The sequence below is a fragment of the Ancylobacter amanitiformis genome (genome assembly GCF_030814815.1).
GTDB classification, from domain to species: Bacteria; Pseudomonadota; Alphaproteobacteria; order Rhizobiales; family Xanthobacteraceae; genus Ancylobacter; species Ancylobacter amanitiformis.
Genome location: NZ_JAUSVR010000001.1, coordinates 582,862 through 601,244, shown reverse-complemented (window position 1 = coordinate 601,244; position 18,383 = coordinate 582,862). Strand labels below are relative to the sequence as shown.

Genomic DNA, 18,383 nt, shown 5'->3' with positions numbered 1-18,383 from the left:
TGTTCTCTGGAATGGATCGGATATCGGGAAGGAAGGTAATTCTTGATCGATCCAGACTGAGCGATCCGAATTCGTTCGCGCATCAACTTTTTGCAATATGTCGTCAAAGTTGGAATGAATTGTGCTTGTAATCTACGGCGAGATGGGTAACCAGACTGCGCCGTTTCCCGGGCGAGCCGGGTGATGCTTCAAGAAAAACAGTCGAGGGGGTCGGCGCGCGGGATGTCGGACGTCGGAACGGCGAAGCGGGGCCCCATGGCAGCGGAACAGAAAATCGTTCGCGTGCGGCGGCGCTACAACCAGTGGGTCGTCAACGAGACGCTGGAAGACTACGCGCTTCGCTTCACCGCCAAGAGCGCGCGCCGCTGGTCGGCGCTGCGCGTGGCCAATACCGCGCTGGGCGCGGTCTCCTTCCTGGCGCTGGAGGCGATCGGCGGGGCGATCACGCTTGCCTATGGCTTCGAGAATGCGGTCGCCGCCATTGTGGTGGTCGGGGTGTTCATCTTCGCCACGGGCCTGCCCATCTGCTATTACGCCGCCAAGTTCGGCGTGGATATCGACCTGCTCACCCGCGGTGCCGGCTTCGGCTATATCGGCTCCACCGTCACCTCGCTGATCTACGCCTCGTTCACCTACCTGTTCTTCGCCATCGAGGCGGCGATCATGGCGCTGGCGCTGGAAATGTGCTTCGGCGTGCCGCTGATGGTCGGCTATTTCATCAGCGCGCTGGTGGTCATTCCGCTGGTGACGCATGGCATCACCTTCATCAGCCGGTTCCAGCTGTGGACGCAGCCCTTCTGGCTGCTGCTGAACCTCCTCCCGTTCGGCTTCATCATCGCCTATCACGGGGAATCGTTCCGCGACTGGACCGCCTTTACCGGCCGGGCCGGGGCTCCGGATGGCTCGTTCGACCTGCTGATGTTCGGCGCGGCGACCACGGTCGTGTTCGCGCTGATCGCCCAGATCGGCGAGCAGGTGGATTTCCTGCGCTTCCTGCCGCGCCGGGTGCCGGGGCGAAGCGCGGCGCGGCGCAATGCGCTGTGGTGGGTGGCGCTGCTCTCCGCCGGGCCGGGCTGGATCATTCCCGGCGTGTTCAAGATGCTGGGCGGCTCCTTCCTGGCCTATTTCGCGCTCACCCACGGGGTGCCGTTCCTGCACGCGGCCGAGCCGACGCAGATGTATCTCGTCGCCTTCCAGACCATGTTCCCTCCGCAACTCGCGCTCGCCTTCACCGGCGTGTTCGTGATCCTGGCCCAGCTCAAGATCAACGTGACGAACGCCTATGCCGGCTCCATCGCCTGGTCGAATTTCTTCTCGCGGCTCACGCACAGCCATCCCGGCCGCGTGGTCTGGCTGGTGTTCAACGTCACCATCGCGCTCATGCTGATGGCGCTCGGCATCTACAAGGTGCTGGAGCAGATCCTCGGACTCTACGCGGTCATCGCCGTGGCCTGGGTGGCCTCGCTGGTCGCCGACCTCGTGGTGAACAAGCCGATGGGCTGGAGCCCGCCCGGCATCGAGTTCAAGCGGGCCCATCTCTACGATATCAACCCGGTCGGTTTCGGTGCCATCATCGCCGGCACGCTGGTCGGCGCGCTGGCGTTTTCCGGCCTGCTCGGCCCGGCGCCGCAGGCCTTCGCCCCGTTCGTGGCGATGGTGGTCTCGTTCGTCACCGCGCCGGCCATCGCCTTTTCGACCCGCGGCCGCTACTACATCGCGCGGCGCACCAGCCGGAACTGGGCGAGCCGGCTCACGATCCGGTGCTGCATCTGCGAGCACACGTTCGAGCACGAGGACATGGCGCATTGCCCGGTCTATGCCGGGCCGATCTGCTCGCTGTGCTGCTCGCTCGATGCGCGCTGCAACGATCGCTGCAAGGAGGATGCGCGCTTTCCCGACCAGATTCTCGCCGCGCTGCGTGCGACGCTGCCGAGCTGGATGGTGGCGCGGATCAATTCGCGCATCGGCCATTATATCGGCGTGCTGTCGCTGCTCGCGGCGCTGATCGGCGCGATCCTCGGGGTGATCTATTTCCAGGCCACCTTCGCCCCCGCCGCCGAGCGGGAGGCGATGGGCCGCATCCTGTTCACGCTCTACTTCATCCTGCTCATCATCGCCGGCGTCGCCGCCTGGCTGTTCGTGCTGGCGCAGGAAAGCCGGCGCGTAGCGCAGGAGGAGAGCGACCGGCAGACCTCGCTGCTGCGGCGCGAGATCGAGGCGCACAAGCGCACCGACACCAAGCTGCAGAAGGCGAAGGAGGTCGCCGAGGCCGCCAATCTCGCCAAGAGCCGCTATGTCGTGGGCATCAGCCACGAACTGCGCACGCCGCTCAACGCCATTCTCGGCTATGCCCAGCTTCTGGAGCGCGACACCACCATTCCCCCGCATCGGCGCGATGCCATCCGCGTGGTGCGCCGCTCGGCGGAGCATCTGTCGGGGCTGATCGACGGGCTGCTCGACATTTCCAAGATCGAGGCCGGGCGGCTGCACCTCACCCGCGACGAGGTGCGCATCGGCGATTTCCTCGACCAGCTGGTCGACATGTTCCGCCTGCAGGCGACCGCCAAGGGCATCGACTTCGTCTATGTGCGCCCCGAGCGGCTGCCGGCGGTGGTCTATACCGACGAGAAGCGGCTGCGGCAGATCCTCATCAACCTCCTGTCCAACGCCATCAAGTTCACCGCCGCCGGCCGGGTGGCGCTGCGCCTCGCCTATCGCAACCAGGTGGCGGAGTTCGAGGTGGAGGATACCGGCATCGGCATTCCCGCCGCCGATCACACGCGCATCTTCGAGCCGTTTGAACGGGGGGAAAGAGCCGGCACCTATTCCACCGCCGGCATCGGCCTCGGCCTCACCATCACCAAGCTGCTCACCGAGATCATGGGCGGGGAAATCGCGCTCACCTCGGTGCCGGGGCGCGGCAGCACGTTCCGCGTCAAGCTGATGCTCTCCGAGGCGACGCGCCCGACGCTGGCCGGGCCGATCCAGCACCGCCGCATCATCGGCTATACCGGCCCGCGCCGCACCGTGCTGGTGGCGGATGACGATACCGCCCATCGCGACCTGATGCACGAATTGCTGCTGCCGCTCGGCTTCACCGTGCTGTCGGCGGCCGACGGCGTCGCGGCGCTCGACATGGTGCGGCAATGGAATCCCGACGTGCTGCTGCTCGACATTTCCATGCCCGGCCTCAATGGCTGGGAGGTGGTGCGGCTGCTGCGCGACGAGGGCTTCGGCCGGCTCAAGATCGTGATGATTTCCGCCAATGCCGGCGAGATCCGCGGCGATGGGCTGGATGCGCAACGCCATGACGACCATGTCGTCAAGCCGGTGAACCTGCGCGGCCTGCTGGAGAAGCTGGAGAAGCTGCTGGACCTCAACTGGATCGGCGAGGGCGAGATCGTGCCCGAGGCGATGCCCAGAGCGCCGCTGCTCCCGCCAGCCGACAGGCATATCGAGGACCTCGTGAAGCTCGGCGAGATCGGCTATGTGCGCGGCATCCAGGCCAAGCTCACGGAAATCGAGAGTGCCTCACCCGAGCACGGCGCCTTCGTCACGCATATGCGCGACCTCATGGAAACCTTCGACCTCAAGCAATACATGACCGTCCTGGAGGCGTTGCGCCGCGATGATGCATAGCGTGGAACGCCGCGACATCATTCTCGTGGTGGATGATTCACCCGAGACCCTGAGTCTGCTGACCGATGCGCTGGAAGCCTCGGGCGCCACGGTGCTGGTGGCCGTGGAGGGCGCCAATGCGCTTGCTCTGGTCGACCGCATCACCCCCGACGTCATCCTGCTCGACGCTGTCATGCCGGGGATGGACGGGTTCGAGACCTGCCGGCGTCTCAAGCGCAACAAGGCGGTGGCGCATGTGCCGGTCATCTTCATGACCGGGCTTTCGGAAACCGAGCAGATCGTGAAGGGGCTGGAGGCGGGCGGCGTCGACTATGTGACCAAGCCGATCTCGCCGGACGAACTCATCGCCCGCATCCGCGTGCATCTGGCCAATGCCCGGCAGACCCACAGCGCGCGCGCCGCACTGGACGCGGCCGGCCGCTTCCTGCTTTCGGCGACGCGCGAGGGGCGGGTGCTGTGGTCGACGCCGCAGGCGACGGCGCTGCTATCCGCCATCACCTCCTCGCTGCCGGGCGATAGCCTGATGCTACCCGAGGCCGTGCGGCTGTGGCTGACGGCACGGCGCGGGGAGGGCGCCGGCAGCGAGGCGGCCGCGATCGACCTCCCGGTGACGATGCCGGTGCCGGGCACCGTGCGCCGGCTGCGCCTCTCCTATGTCGGGCAGATCGGCCCGGAGGAACTGCTGCTGCGCATTCTCGACGACCAGAGCGTGCCGCCCGAGCAGGTGCTGCGCGCCAAGCTCAATCTCACCGTGCGCGAGGCGGAGGTGCTGATGTGGCTGGCGCGCGGCAAGGCCAATCGCGATATCGGCGAGATTCTCGGCCTCTCGCCCCGCACGGTGAACAAGCACCTGGAACAGATCTACGCCAAGATCGGCGTGGAAAACCGCGCCGCCGCCACCGCGCTGGCGGTCACGGCACTCGCGCCGCGCTGACGCGGGTTCGGCCTCGTGTGAAGGATTCCTTTGGCACACGGATCCGCTGGACCGCCGGTCCCGGGGGAGGGCTTGCGCCCGGCGCATCGATCGTCCGGAACGGCCCGTCGCGCCAGTCTGCGGCGCGCAACCCTCGGTATCAGGGGAACTTGGTTCGTCATAAAATTTCAAAATTGTCGATAATGTCGCAGCAAAATGCCGACGAATTTGTTGCTTTGTAACGGGTGGCCCGTAAATTCACGCGGAAAGCGAGACTTCACCCGAAAGGGACACCTCAATGCGCCAGCGGATGATGATTGCCGCCGCCGCCGCCCTGCTGATGAGCGGCGCGGCAGGATCGGCGGCTCTGGCCCAGCAGCGCGCCGCGGGCGAGGCGCTGCAATATGCTGTCGAGCGCCAATGCGTGATCGAGTTGCGTTCGTACAGCGATTCCGAGCGCATCGAACTGCAGAATGTCTGCTTCAATCCCCGCGCGGTGCGCATCAGCTGGGGCAATGGCCGGGTGGTCGACTATTGCCTCAACAGCGCGGGCGATGTGCGCTACGTCGTCAAGCTCAGCGACAATTATCGCATGACCCGCGAGCAGGACATCCTGATCTGCCGGTAAGCCTTCGGTCTGCGCGGGGCGGGCAGGTTCAGCGCGGCGCGCGCAGGCGTCAGGCCGCGCCGAAGGCGAGGGGCGTCAGGTGGTCGAGTTCCGCATCGCCGAATAGCCGGGACCGGGTGAGAAAGCGTACGCCGCGCCCGTTCTCCAGGCTGAACATGCCGCCCCGGCCCGGCACCACGTCGATGATCAACTGCGTGTGCTGCCAGTATTCGAATTGCGAGGGGCTCATGTAGAAGGGCGCCCCGCCGATCGCCCCCATCCGCACGTCGCCGTCGCCGACAATATAGTCGCCGATCGGGTAGCACATGGGCGAGGAGCCGTCGCAGCAACCGCCGGACTGGTGGAACAGCACGGGGCCGTTTTCCTGTTCGAGCGTGGCGATCAGCTCAAGCGCCGCCGGCGTGGCGAGAACGCGCGGCACGGTGATCGCATCCGCCGTGGTGGCGGCCGGTTCGAGCGTCGAGACGGGCGTCGAAACGGTCATGGTGGCCTCCTCCATGAAAAACCGCCGCCCCGGGAAAGGTTCCGGGACGGCGTCGAGACGATGTCGGGCGCTCAGAAGAAGCCGAGCTTCTTCGGGCTGTAGCTCACCAGCATGTTCTTGGTCTGCTGGTAATGGTCGAGCATCATCTTGTGGTTCTCGCGCCCGATGCCGGACTGCTTGTAGCCGCCGAACGCCGCGTGGGCGGGGTAGGCGTGATAGCAGTTGGTCCACACGCGGCCCGCCTGGATGGCGCGGCCGAAGCGATAGGCGCGGTTGCCATCGCGGGTCCACACGCCGGCGCCCAGGCCATAGAGCGTGTCATTGGCGATGGAGAGCGCCTCGTCTTCATCCTTGAAGGTGGTCACGGACACGACCGGCCCGAAGATCTCCTCCTGGAAGACCCGCATCTTGTTGTGGCCCTTGAACACGGTCGGCTTCACATAGAAGCCGCCGGCGAGATCGCCGCCCAGATTGTTGCGCTCGCCGCCGATGAGGACCTCGGCCCCTTCCTGCTTGCCGATGTCGATATAGGACAGGATCTTCTCCAATTGCTCGGAGGAGGCCTGCGCGCCGATCATGGTCGCGGGGTCGAGCGGGGAGCCCTGCACGATGGCCTCGACGCGCTTGAGCGCCTTCTCCATGAAGCGGTCATAGATGCTCTCGTGGATGAGCGCGCGCGAGGGGCAGGTGCAGACCTCGCCCTGGTTGAGCGCGAACATCACGAAGCCTTCGATCGCCTTGTCGAAGAAGTCGTCATCCTCGGCGGTCACGTCCTTGTGGAAGATGTTCGGCGACTTGCCGCCCAGTTCCAGCGTCACCGGAATGAGGTTCTGGCTGGCATATTGCATGATCAGCCGGCCCGTCGTGGTCTCTCCGGTGAAGGCGATCTTGGCGATGCGTGGCGAGGAGGCGAGCGGCTTGCCCGCTTCGAGACCGAAGCCGTTGACGATGTTGAGCACGCCGGGCGGCAGCAGGTCGGCGATGAGCTCGGCCAGCACGAGGATGCTCGCCGGGGTCTGCTCGGCCGGCTTCAGCACCACGCAGTTGCCGGCCGCAAGCGCCGGAGCCAGCTTCCACACCGCCATCAGGATCGGGAAGTTCCATGGGATGATCTGGCCGACCACGCCGAGCGGCTCGTGGAAATGATAGGCGACCGTATCGTGGTCGATTTCGCTGATGCCGCCTTCCTGCGCCCGCACGGCACCGGCGAAATAGCGGAAATGATCGATGGCGAGCGGCATGTCGGCCGCCGTCGTCTCGCGGATCGGCTTGCCATTGTCCCAGGTCTCGGCCAGCGCGAGCAGGTCGAGGTTTTCCTCCATGCGGTCGGCGATCCGATTGAGGATCAGCGCGCGCTCGCCGGCGCTGGTGCGGCCCCAGGCGTCCTTGGCCTTGTGGGCGGCGTCGAGCGCCTTCTCGATGTCATCCTTGTCGGAGCGCGCCACTTCGCAGATCTTGCCGCCGGTCACGGGCGAGGTGTTGTCGAAATAGCGGCCGGCCACCGGCTCGACGAACTGACCGCCGATGAAGTTGCCGTAGCGCGCCTTGAACGGCGACTGCTTGGTAATGGAGAGTTCGGGTTTGTTCATTGTGTATCCTCCCAGGGTGGTGCCGGAAAGGATTGCACCGCCCGTGCCAAGGCGATGCGGCGCTGCACAAAATCGTTACTGCGACACGGCAAAATATTGATATGACTGACTTAAGATTATGGATTGGAGCGGCGCCAAAACAAAGGGTGTGGACGCGCCTTCGGAACTTTGCCACAACTGTCGTACAAAACAACAAGAACTAAAAACACGTGTTGCAGAATGCAACACTCGGGAGGTGCCAATGCGTGCCGACGCAACGCCAAGGGCGGTTTCCGTCGCCCGCCGGCAGTTTTTCGATCACGGGCGTCCGCCGCAATCGCTGATCGCCGAGCCTATCCTGCGCTCCTGGCGCCGCTGCGCCGACCGTGGCCTCGACAATCACAGCCTGCCCTCGCTGGTGCCGCTGACCGATGGCGAACTGCGCGAGGCGAGCGAGCGCAACGAGCGCCTGCGCCGGCTCAGCCGGCCGGAGATCGAGAGCCTCTATGCCGAGGCGATGCAGACCGGCTGCGTGGTCATCCTCACCGATCCGAACGGGCTGATCCTCGATTCGCGCGGCAATGCGGGCTTCGCCTCGCGCGCCGCGCAGGTGGCGCTGCGTCCCGGCGTCAGCTGGAGCGAGAGCGCGACCGGCACCAACGCGGTCGGTACCGCGCTGCTGGAATGCCGCCCGATCGCGGTGCATGGCGGCGAGCATTATCTTGATCCGCACGGCATCCTCAGCTGCTCGGCCGCGCCCATCATGGACCCGTATGGCCGCGCGGTCGGCGTGCTGGACCTGTCCGGTCCGGCGGCGGTCGATCACCGGCATGCGCTGGGGCTGGTGCGCCTCGCGGCCGAGCAGATCGAGCATCGCTTCTTCGATGAGGGCTTCACCGACATGCGCGTGCTGCGCGTGGGCGCCGACCGGGCGTTGCTGGGCACGCCGCGCGAGGGGGTATTGGTGTTCGACGGCGACCGGCTGGTGGCGGCCAACCGGCATGCGCTCGGCCTGCTGCACATGGACTGGTCGGCGCTCGGGCGGCTGCGGGCCGACGAACTGGTGGAGCGCCTGCCGGAGGGCGGGCAGGTCGCGCGGCTGGAAGCGGCCGGCGGGCGGGCGCTGTTCGCGCGGCTCGACGGCGAGCGTCGCGCCGCTGCCAATCGCCCGGCCCCGCCGCGGCCGGCCGGGCATTTCGGCGATCTCGTCTTGCGCGAGGAGGACGAGAGGGGGCTGGCCCGCGCGGTCAAGATGATCGCGGCCGGCGTTCCCGTTCTGGTGCAGGGCGAGACCGGCACCGGCAAGGAGATGGCGGCGCGGGAAATCCATCGCAAGGGCCCGCGCGCCAGCGGCCCCTTCGTGGCGGTGAACTGCGCGGCGATCCCCGAGACGCTGATCGAGGCCGAACTGTTCGGCTATGAGGAGGGTGCCTTCACCGGCGCCCGCCGCCACGGCCGCAAGGGCCTGCTGCGGGAAGCCGATGGCGGCGCGCTGTTCCTCGACGAAATCGGCGACATGCCGCTGGCGCTGCAGTCGCGGCTGCTGCGGGTGCTGCAGGACCGCGAGGTGCAGCCGCTCGGCGGCGGCAAGCCGGTGAGCGTGGATTTCGCGCTCATCTGCGCCACCCACCGCAACCTCAAGGAACTGGTGGAGGCGCAGGCGTTCCGCTCCGACCTTTATTTCCGCATCGCCCATTTCACCATTGATCTGCCGGCCGTGCGCCAGCTGGGCGACCGGCTGCCGGCGGTGCGCGAGCTGTGGAGCCGGGTGGCGCATGACCGCGGGCTGATGCTGTCGCCCGCCTGCGAAAGGCATCTGGCGGATTATCACTGGCCGGGCAATTTCCGCCAGCTGGTCGGCACGCTGCGCATGCTGGCGGCGCTGGCCGAGCCGGACCGGCCGGTGGAGGCGGACATGCTCCCTCCCGACATTCGCGCCGCGATGCCCGAGCCTTGCCGGATCACCCTCCACGATTCCTCCGCGCCGAGCCTCCCGGAGGGGGAAATGTCGCTCGACGCGCTGACGGTGGAGGCCATGCGGCGCACGCTCGATGCCTGCGGCGGCAATGTCTCGCAGGCCGCCAAGCGGCTCGGCATCAACCGCTCCACACTCTATCGCCGCCTGCTGAACGCCTGAGGCGGGGAACCCGTGCGTCCGCCGTCCGTTGCCTTCGTGAGACACAATCGAAGGAGAGACCCATGGCCCGCGATCCCCGCCTGCTCGACCAGAACCCGGTCGTCATCGATCCCGCCGATGTCGACGCGGTGCTGAAGGACGAGCCCACGCCGATATCCGATCCCCGCCACCCGCCGCTTGCGGAGGTGAGCAACGACAATCGGCCCGAGGACCGCGACGCGAAGGAACGCACGGCCGGCCGCTATGAGCGCGAAAGCGTGCGGACGGTCGATGGTTCGCGCGACGGCACGCCGCTGAAGCCGGAAGATCCGCGCCGTTGAACGGGCGGTTGGTGTTGTGACGGCAAGCCGCTGCGTTGGCGGCGTCTTTTTGGGCTCCATCTGAAAAGGGGCGGGCCGGATGCGCGAGGGATGACGCCGCCGCGCCTCGCCCGTGCCGCCTCTGCGCCGTGCGCCCCGCCCGCGCCGATGCATCCGGCTCAAGACACCCTCGACGACCTCACGGGTTTTCCGGCGAAAACCGCCCTGGAGACGGCTTCACATCGTTTCCGCGATGATCGCCTGATCATGAATCCCATGCGGCGACGATGCGCGATGCGTCGGCTGCATTGCGGGATCGCCGTCCGCCATACATATGCGCGGCTCGCTCCGTGATCGGGCGGCTGGAAAATAACGATACATGCCTGCTAGAGATGGTCGGCGCGCCGCGCGTGCGGTGCGAAAGCCGAGTGAGGTATGTGAGATGGCTTCGGAAAGTGAGGCCAAGGCCGAGACGCTCCACGAAAGTGAATTCCGCAATATCGGGTTTCGCATTCGTGTCGAGCGGCGCACGCGCAAGATGCGGCTCAAGGATCTCGCCGATACGGCGGGCTGCTCCGAGAGCCTGCTGTCGCGCGTCGAGAACGGCCTCGTCATTCCTTCGCTGACGACGTTGCACCGGCTGTGCCGCGCGCTGGGGATTTCCGTCACCGCCTTGCTGAACGCCGACAGCGACGAGTCGCTGGTCATCTACCGCAATGGCGAACGGCCCAAATATAGCGGCAGCGGCTTCGTCGAGGGCGATGGCAGCATGGCGGAAAGCCTGGTGCCCTATGCCCCGCAGCGCATGCTGGAAGCCCATATCATGCATGTGCCTTCGAACGGCGATTGGTGCGGGCCTTATCGCCATGCCGGCGAGGAAGTCGGCTATGTCCTGGAGGGCGCGCTGGAGCTGAAGGTCAACGGCACGGTGTCGATCATCAATGTCGGCGATAGTTTCTTCTTCGAGTCCGAGCTGGAGCATTTCTATCGCGCCAGCGGCGATGCGCATTGCCGGATCATCTGGGTGAACACGCCGGTCACGTTCTGAACGGTTGACGGCCAATTAGGCAGGCGGAATGCATTCTGTGCAAGTGACTTGCATGGAGGAGCGCGAACCCGCGGCCGCGTACCGTTGGAACCCTGGCGAATGAGCCGAGGGGGCGCGGCTCGCGCCGTCCGGTTTCAACCGCTACCCGGGATGAGGGCTCCGCGCCCTGCACGCGAGGCGATCGCCATGGCGGCGCGCCGAGCCGATATAAACTGATTTAAGTTCAATATGTTGCCGAACCTGCTGTGATGGCGGGCGCGTGCGCGCCGTGCGGCTGGCGTGTCCCGTGGATGTCGTCCACCGGGCTATCAACGCGGGCGAAGACCCATGCGCGACCTGTAAGGACGGCTACATTCCGGCCGGCCGGCCGCCGCGCGAAACATCCCCGCACAATCCCGAGTGCTGCCCGATTTTTGGACTGGACGATAACGAATACGCAATCTAATTTCTCTTCATTCAAGTCACTTGCATGAAGGTTGCGAAGTCCGATGGATACCGTGGGTGTCGATACAGGCGGAACGTTCTGCGATCTCGTTGTCATCGACGCGCAGGGCCAAACCTCCGTTCACAAGTCCCCCTCCACCCCCCATGACAATGCACAGGGCGTGTTCGACGTTCTCCGCGTGGCGGAGGGTGTCCGGTCCGGCAGCGCCGGGACCTTCTATTCCAACATCGAGTCCTTCTCTCTCGGCACGACGATCGCCACCAACACCGTCGTCACCCATACCGGCGCCAAGGTGGGGCTGATCACCACGATGGGCCATGCCGACATGATTTCGATCATGCGGGTGAACGGGCGCGTCGCCGGGCGCCCGCTGTCGGAAATCCAGAACTACTCGATCACCAGCAAGCCGGCGCCGATCATCCCCAAGAGCCGTATCGTCGAGCTGAACGAGCGGATCGACTATGCCGGCGATGTCGTCATCCCTCTCAAGGACGACGAGGCGCTGGCCGCCATTGCCCGCCTTGTCGAGGCCGGCGTGGAGAGCATCGCGGTGTCGCTGCTGTGGAGCTTCGTCAACCCGGCGCATGAGCAGCGCATCGAAGCGCTGATCAAGGAGCGCCACCCCGCGATTTTCGTCTCGCTCGGCTCCTCGCTCTCGCGGCGGCTCGGCGAATATGAGCGGACCGAGGCCGCCGTGATCAACGGCTACGTGGCCATCGAGGTCAAGAAATACCTCCAGAAAGTGTCGGGGGGCCTGGCTTCCTCGGGCGTGACGACGCCGATGCTGGTGATGCACTCCGCCGGCGGTGTCGGCACCGAAGCCAATTCCAGCAAGCGGCCGATCACCACGCTTTTCTCCGGCCCGGCCGGCGGCGTCGTCGCCTCGCGGCGGGTGTGCGAGGCGGCGGGCTATCGCAACGTGGTCTGCGCCGATGTCGGCGGCACGACCTTCGATGTCGGCCTGATCGTCGATGGTCGCCCGTTGATCCGCAGCACCTCGATCATCGACCAGCGCGTGCTCTATTGCCCGACCATCGACATCGTTTCGATCGGCGCCGGCGGCGGCAGCATCGCCTTTGTCGATCCGGTGACGCGGCGACTGTCCGTTGGTCCGCAAAGCGCGGGGGCGTTTCCCGGGCCGGCCTGCTACGGTCGGGGCGGCGCCTACCCGACCGTGACCGACGCCAATCTCGTGCTCGGCTACATGGACCCGGTCAGCTTCCTCGGCGGGCGGTTCCCGCTCGACCGCGCAGCAGCGGAAACCGCGCTTGCGACCCATGTCGCCGGGCCGCTCGGCATCAGCGTCGAGGATGCCGCCATCGGCATCTTCTCCATCGTGAACGCCAAGATGGCGGATCTCGTGCGCAAGGTCACGGTGGAGCGGGGGCATGACCCGCGCGACTTCGTGCTGTGCGCCTATGGCGGGCTCGGGCCCTTGCACGCGCCGTTCTACGCCAGCGACCTCGACGCCATGGCGGTACTGATCCCGCTTGGCGAAATTTCCTCGGCCTTCAGCGCCTATGGCGTGGCGATGGCCGATGTCCTCCATGTCCATGAGCGCTCGATCACGCTGCGCGAGCCCTTCGTGCAGGCCGACATTCGGGCGGTGTTCGACGAACTGGTCGACGAGGCGCATGCCCAGCTGCAAAGCGACGGCATCGCGGCGCGGGACCGGCAGATGCGGCACTTCGTCGAGGTGCGTTATGTCGGCCAGCTCAACGATCTGGTGGTCGAAATCCCCGATCTCGCCATTGGCGGCGGCGAGATACGCGGCATGTTCGAGCAGCTCTATGTCGAAGCCTTCGGCCCCGGGGCTGCGTGGGACAATGCGCCCATCGAGATTGTCGGCTTCCGGCTGGAGGCCATCGGACTGCGCAACAAATACGCGGTGGGCGACCAGCCTGTCGGCCCGGCGCCGGCACCGATCGCCTCGCGCGAGGTCTACTGGCCGCAATCGGGCGCCTATGTCGCGACCGCCATCTATCGCGGTGGCGAGGTTCTGACCGGCGCGCGGATCGAGGGGCCGGCCATCCTCGAATATTCCACCACCACGATCACCGTCCCGCCGCGATGGAATTGCGGCGTGGACCGGGTCGGCAATCTGATCCTGAAAAAATCCGGGAGCGCGTCATGAGCTGGGTTGCGGGCGCCGAACGCTATTACGCCGATTTCGAACCGGTGATCGAGACACTGGCCAGCCATGGGCTGAGCCTGCACCGGGCCGATCCGTCGACCACGGTCGACTTCATCACCGATGAAGTGCTGAGCCATCGGCTGTGGCACGTCTGCGACGAGGCGGGCGTCACCATCCGGCACGTGTCGGGGTCGCCCGTCGCGACCGAGGCCAACGATTTCATGACGGTGATCGCCAGCGAGACCGGCGATGTCGTGTTCATGACGCCGAACCTGCTCTATCAGGCGGCGGCCTTCGAGCCGATGATCAAGTGGACGCTGATCAACCGCGCCCAGAGCCCGGGCATCGACGATGGCGACATGTTCCTGTGCAACGATCCCTGGGTCGGGGCGGTTCACCAGAACGACGTCGCGGTGTTCGCGCCGGTGTTCCATGGCGGCAAGCTGTTCTGCTGGGTTGGCGCCTCGATCCATGAAGTCGATGTCGGCGGGCCGGCGCCCGGCAGTTTCTCCATCACCGCGCGCGACGTGTTCGAGGAAGTGCCGCCGCTGCCGCCGGTGAAGATCGTCAAGAATTTCGAGATCCAGTCGGATATCGAGGACCTCTACACCCGGCGCTCGCGCCAGCCGCTGCTGCTGTCGCTGGACCTTCGGGCGCAGATCGCCGCCAACAACGTGGCGCGCAGCCGCATTCTCGAAGCGATCGCGAAATACGGCGCCGACACTGTCAAGGCGGTGATGGGGCGGGTGATGGACCGTGCCGAGGCGCAGCTGCGCGCCCGGCTGCGGGAACTGCCCGACGGCGTGTGGCGGCATGTCGACTTTCAGGAAACCGCGTTTGCCGGCGATCGCGGCATCTATGCGGGGCGGCTGGAACTGACCAAGGCGGGCGATCATCTTCATTTCGACTTCACCGGATCGGCGGCGCAGGTCGGGCTGATCAACTCCGCCACGTCGGGCACGCGGGCGGGGGTGCTCGCCGGCATCCTGCCGCTGCTGGTCGGCGATATTCCATGGGCGCTCGGCGGGCTGCAGCGCTGCATCGAGATCACCAATCCGCGCGGCACGATGCTGAATGCGGAATACCCGGCGGCGGTCAGCATGGGCTCGATCACCGGGACATGGCTCGCGCATAACTGCGCCCACGCCGCCCTTTCCAAGATGATGCTCTGCCACCCCGAGCACGGGCGGCGCGCGCTTTCGGGCGGTGGCGGCTCGTGGCCGGCGATGCAGCTGTTCGGCTGGGACAAGACGGGCTACGCCTTCGTGACGCAGTTTCAGGAGGCCAACCTTGCCGGCTTCGGCGCGCGCTCCTTTGCCGATGGGGTGAATACCGCCGGCGCCTATTGCATCCCCTCGGCGCGTATTCCCAATGTCGAGGCCACCGAGTTCACCTGGCCGCTGCTGGTTCTGTGCCGGGGCGAGGCCATCGATACCGGCGGCGCCGGCAAGTGGCGCGGCGGGGCCGGCGGCAAGTTCTCCTTCGTGCTGCACAAGACCAACCGCAACTTCACCCATGTATCGGCCGCCTTCCATGTCGCCGTGCCCAATGGCGGGGCGCTCAGCGGCGGTCTTCCGGGCGCCTCGGTGGTCTACTCGATGCAGCGCGACAGCGATGTGCTGGCCCGCCTCGCGCAGGGGCAGATTCCGCAGGAGATCGCTTCCCTCAGCGGCACGCTCGATATCCTGCCGCCGAAATCGCAGACCGAGCAGGGCCGGGATGATGTCTACGCCATCACCTTCTTCGGTGGCGGCGGCTATGGCGACCCGCTCGATCGCGAGCCGGAGAGCGTTCTCCACGACGTGGCGGAAGGCTTCGTCTCGCGGACCGAGGCGGCGCGGCTCTATGGCGTGGTGATCGAGGGCGGGGCGGTCGACAGGGCCGCGACGCAGGCGCGCCGGACCCTCATCCGCGCCGACCGGCTCGGCGGGAAGGTGCCGGCCGCGCGGCGCGACACGCCGGCCGCGGTACCGGAAGGCGGCATCGGGCTCAACGATTACACCATGCTCGCCAGCCGCCGGCTGACCTGCCGGTGCTGCGGCCAGGATCACGGGCCGGCGAGCGAGAACTACAAGCTCGCGCTCGTCATGCGCACGACGCCGATCGCGGACCTGTCGCCGACCATGGCGGACCCTGCCGATTTCATCGACGAGCCGGTCGAGTTCCGGTCGTTCATCTGTCCGGGATGCGGCACGCAGGTCGAAACCGAGGTGGCGCTCGCCCGCGAGGCGCCGCTCTGGGACGTGCAACTGGTTCATTAGCCGGGTGAAAGGTGACGTTCGGCTTCGCGTGCAGGCGTGAAGAAAGATCGATCGAGTGAGTAAATCAACGCGATCCAACAATCAGAGGGCTGTCATGAAGATAAAGACATTTTTGGCGTCGGCTGTACTACTCGCCGGCATCGGTCAGGCGGCGCTTGCCGCCGACGTCATCAAGATCGGCGTCGTGGGACCTTTCACCGGTCCCTCGGCCAAGATCGGCCAGGATATCCAGAACGGCACCAAGATGGCGCTCGACGATGCGCGCGCCGCCGGTGAACTGCCGCTGACCATCGACGGCAAGAAAGCCGATATCCAGCTGGTCTGGATCGACGACGAATCCTCGCCCGAAAAGGCGGTGAAGGCCTATCGCAACGCCGTGTCGCGCGAAGGCATCCAGATGCTGCTGAACGGCTGGCACGGCTCGGTCGGCCTGGCGCTGATCGATCTGGCGGCCTCCGACGGCATCATCAGCTACGGCAACCTCGCCGCGCCGGAAGACATTTCCGAGAAGATCAACGCCGGAAAATATACCAATTGGTTCAAGGGCTGGCCGGCACCCAAGACCATGTCGGGCCTCTATGTCGAGGCGGCCGAGGACCTGATCGCCAAGGGCAAGTGGACGCCGCCGACGCGCAAGGCCGCCGTGGTGGTGGAAGACAGCGACTGGGGCCGCACCTGGGGCGAGGCCATCGTCACCGGCCTGAAGGCGAAGGGCTGGGACGTGGTCGCGCAGGATGTCGCGCGCAACAACGAGCTGGAATTCAACGCGCTGCTGACCCGCTACAAGGCCTCGGGCGTCAGCCTGACCGCCTTCACGCTGAACGCGCCGGCCTCGGCCGCCGCCTTCGTCAAGCAGTTCCACAGTGCCGGCCTCAAGGGCCTGCTATTCGCCGACGGCCTCGGCTGGGCCTCGAACTGGCATGAACTGACCGGCGACGCCGCCAATTTCGCGCTCTCCATGGACAGCCCGCGCGTCATCACCCCGGAAGAGAAGGAATGGACCGCGCGTTTCGAGAAGACCTTCGGCATGCCCCCGGTGCCGGCGGCCGGCGGCCACGCCTATGACTACACGCGCGCGCTCATCAAGGGCATGAGCGTGGCGGGCACGCTCGACACGACGAAGCTGTCGGCTGCCCTGCTGGCCACCGAGCACAAGGGCATCTGGCAGTACTACGCCTTCGCCAGGCAGCCCGGCGACGCCGCCATCTCGGCCTATGAGGTCAAGGCCGGGCCGTTCATGAAGGGCTTCTCCTTCCCGATGGTGCAATATTACGGCGACAAGGCCCCCGTTGTGTGGCCGTTCGAGTTCGCGGAAGCGGAATTCAAAGCTCCCAACTGATTGACGAAACGGAATCCGTCTCCTCGCGCGAGGCGGATTCCCCGGAGTTAACGCCATGACCGCGCTGCTGACCGTCGACCATGTGAACAAGAGCTTCCAGGGCGTGCGCACGCTCACCGACGTGACCTTCGATCTGGAACCGGGACGCATCCTCGGCCTCATCGGGCCGAACGGCGCCGGCAAGACCACGATGTTCAACGTCATCAGCGGCATTTACAGCGCCGATAGCGGGCGGGTCCTGCTCGACGGGCGCGACATCACCAACCGCTCGCCGGCGCGGATCGCCGGCTACGGCGTCGGCCGCACCTTCCAGGTCGCCCGCACGTTCAACGACATGACGGTGGCCGAAAATCTCCGCGTCGCGCTGGTGAATGCCGGCCTCTCGGGTCGCGAGGAGCGGCAGAGGATCGCCGCCATGCTGGACCGGGTGGGCCTGACAGGGGTGCGCGACCTGATGGTCTCGGCCCTGCCGGATGGCCAGAAGAAGCTGCTGGAGGCCGCCCGGGCGATGATGACCTCGCCCCGGCTGCTGATCCTCGACGAGCCGTTCGGCGGGGTCAGCGCCGAGGTGATCGACCTGCTCATCAGCATCATCCGCGGCCTTGTCCGCGAGGGGGTCGGCTGCCTCGTCATCAGCCACGACATCGTTTCGCTGCCGCGCCTCTGCGAGGAGGTGCTCGTGCTGGTCGAAGGCAAGGTGATGACGCGCGGGGCCATTTCCGAGATCCGGAACGATGCGCGCATCGTCGATGCCTATCTGGGAGCCTGAACGATGCTCTTGCAGGTCCGTGAATTAAAAGTCGGCTATGCAAGCGGGGCGGATGTGCTGAGGGGGGTCGACCTCAGCGTGGGGGCCTCTTCGGTCACCGGACTAATCGGCGCCAATGGCGCGGGCAAGTCGACGCTGCTGAAGACCATATGCGGCTTCCTCCGCCGGCGGGGCGGCGCCATCGCCTTCGATGCCGCGGATATCGGCAAGCTCCAGCCCTCGCAACTCGCCGCCCATGGCATCGCCTATCTCATGGAGGGGCACTCGGTCTTCCCGGGCCTCACCGTCGAGGAAAACCTCATTCTCGGCACATGGGCCTTCCGCAAGGAGCGCGCGCGCGCGAAACAGGCCGTGGAGCGGGCGTTCGAGCTGTCTTCCGTGTTGCGCGCCAAGCGCAAGGTGAAGGCCGGTCTGCTGTCTGGCGGGCAGCAGCGCATTCTCGAAATGGAGCGGCTGACGCTGAACGACCCGCGCCTGGTCATCCTCGACGAACCCTCGCTCGGGCTGTCGCCCAAGCTGGTGCACGAGGTGTTCGAGCGCATCGCGCAGATGAAGGCCGATGGTGCGGGAGTGCTGGTGGTGGACCAGAGCGCGCGGCACGTCTGCGCCGCCTCCGATCACCTCTACGTGCTGCGCCTGGGCGAAATCTGCATCGAGGGTCCGGCCGCGTCCTTCTCCGATCGCATCGACGAACTCGTCCGCAACTTCATCTGAGGCGA

At 66.3% G+C, this 18,383-nt stretch carries 13 protein-coding genes; 11 read left to right on the top strand and 2 right to left on the bottom strand.

Translation table 11 applies throughout. The features are described from left to right. The first annotated feature begins 255 nt into the window (after positions 1–255). From QOZ99_RS02595 to QOZ99_RS02585, 3 genes are all read left to right on the top strand, one after another. The gene (locus tag QOZ99_RS02595; RefSeq protein WP_306888318.1) at positions 256–3,639 is read left to right on the top strand and encodes a hybrid sensor histidine kinase/response regulator; all 3,384 of its coding nucleotides are present in this window, start codon (positions 256–258) and stop codon (positions 3,637–3,639) included. Beyond that, positions 3,629–4,573, top strand: a complete 945-nt coding sequence (locus tag QOZ99_RS02590) for a response regulator (protein WP_306888317.1) — start codon at positions 3,629–3,631, stop codon at positions 4,571–4,573. The genes QOZ99_RS02595 and QOZ99_RS02590 overlap by 11 nt, the downstream gene beginning before the upstream one ends. A 277-nt stretch (positions 4,574–4,850) precedes the next feature. Next, complete coding sequence (locus QOZ99_RS02585; protein ID WP_306888316.1) at positions 4,851–5,180, top strand: hypothetical protein; 330 nt, start codon at positions 4,851–4,853, stop codon at positions 5,178–5,180. A 49-nt stretch (positions 5,181–5,229) separates the two neighbouring features. Here the strand turns inward: QOZ99_RS02585 and QOZ99_RS02580 are convergent, their stop codons facing one another. After that, complete coding sequence (locus QOZ99_RS02580) at positions 5,230–5,664, bottom strand: DUF779 domain-containing protein (RefSeq protein ID WP_306888315.1); 435 nt, start codon at positions 5,662–5,664, stop codon at positions 5,230–5,232. A 71-nt stretch (positions 5,665–5,735) separates the two neighbouring features. Then, a complete protein-coding gene (gene adh / locus QOZ99_RS02575; protein WP_306888314.1) occupies positions 5,736–7,253 on the bottom strand; it encodes an aldehyde dehydrogenase in 1,518 nt (505 codons plus the stop codon). Between the two features lie 241 nt (positions 7,254–7,494). Here adh and QOZ99_RS02570 point away from each other — a divergent pair, with 241 nt between their 5' ends. The 8 genes from QOZ99_RS02570 (at position 7,495) to QOZ99_RS02535 (ending at position 18,378) form a co-directional block, all read left to right on the top strand. Beyond that, a complete protein-coding gene (locus tag QOZ99_RS02570) occupies positions 7,495–9,369 on the top strand; it encodes a sigma-54-dependent Fis family transcriptional regulator (RefSeq protein WP_306888313.1) in 1,875 nt (624 codons plus the stop codon). 62 nt (positions 9,370–9,431) lie between these two features. Beyond that, positions 9,432–9,689 carry a hypothetical protein gene (locus QOZ99_RS02565; protein WP_306888312.1) on the top strand — a complete coding sequence of 86 codons (258 nt, stop codon included), beginning with the start codon at positions 9,432–9,434 and terminating at the stop codon, positions 9,687–9,689. 421 nt (positions 9,690–10,110) lie between these two features. Then, complete coding sequence (locus QOZ99_RS02560; RefSeq protein ID WP_183190084.1) at positions 10,111–10,716, top strand: helix-turn-helix domain-containing protein; 606 nt, start codon at positions 10,111–10,113, stop codon at positions 10,714–10,716. Between the two features lie 497 nt (positions 10,717–11,213). Beyond that, positions 11,214–13,295: a hydantoinase/oxoprolinase family protein gene (locus QOZ99_RS02555; RefSeq protein ID WP_306888311.1), complete on the top strand. Its 2,082-nt coding sequence runs from the start codon at positions 11,214–11,216 to the stop codon at positions 13,293–13,295. Continuing rightward, a complete protein-coding gene (locus QOZ99_RS02550; protein WP_306888310.1) occupies positions 13,292–15,556 on the top strand; it encodes a hydantoinase B/oxoprolinase family protein in 2,265 nt (754 codons plus the stop codon). Before QOZ99_RS02555 ends, QOZ99_RS02550 begins: the two co-directional genes overlap by 4 nt. A gap of 94 nt (positions 15,557–15,650) precedes the next feature. Next, positions 15,651–16,895: an ABC transporter substrate-binding protein gene (locus QOZ99_RS02545; protein WP_306888309.1), complete on the top strand. Its 1,245-nt coding sequence runs from the start codon at positions 15,651–15,653 to the stop codon at positions 16,893–16,895. Between the two features lie 55 nt (positions 16,896–16,950). Next, on the top strand, positions 16,951–17,664 hold the full coding sequence (locus tag QOZ99_RS02540) for an ABC transporter ATP-binding protein (RefSeq protein WP_306888308.1): 714 nt from the start codon (positions 16,951–16,953) through the stop codon (positions 17,662–17,664). Between the two features lie 3 nt (positions 17,665–17,667). Further along, entirely contained in the window at positions 17,668–18,378 is a 711-nt protein-coding gene (locus QOZ99_RS02535; protein ID WP_306888307.1) for an ABC transporter ATP-binding protein, read from the top strand. Positions 18,379–18,383: the final 5 nt, after the last annotated feature.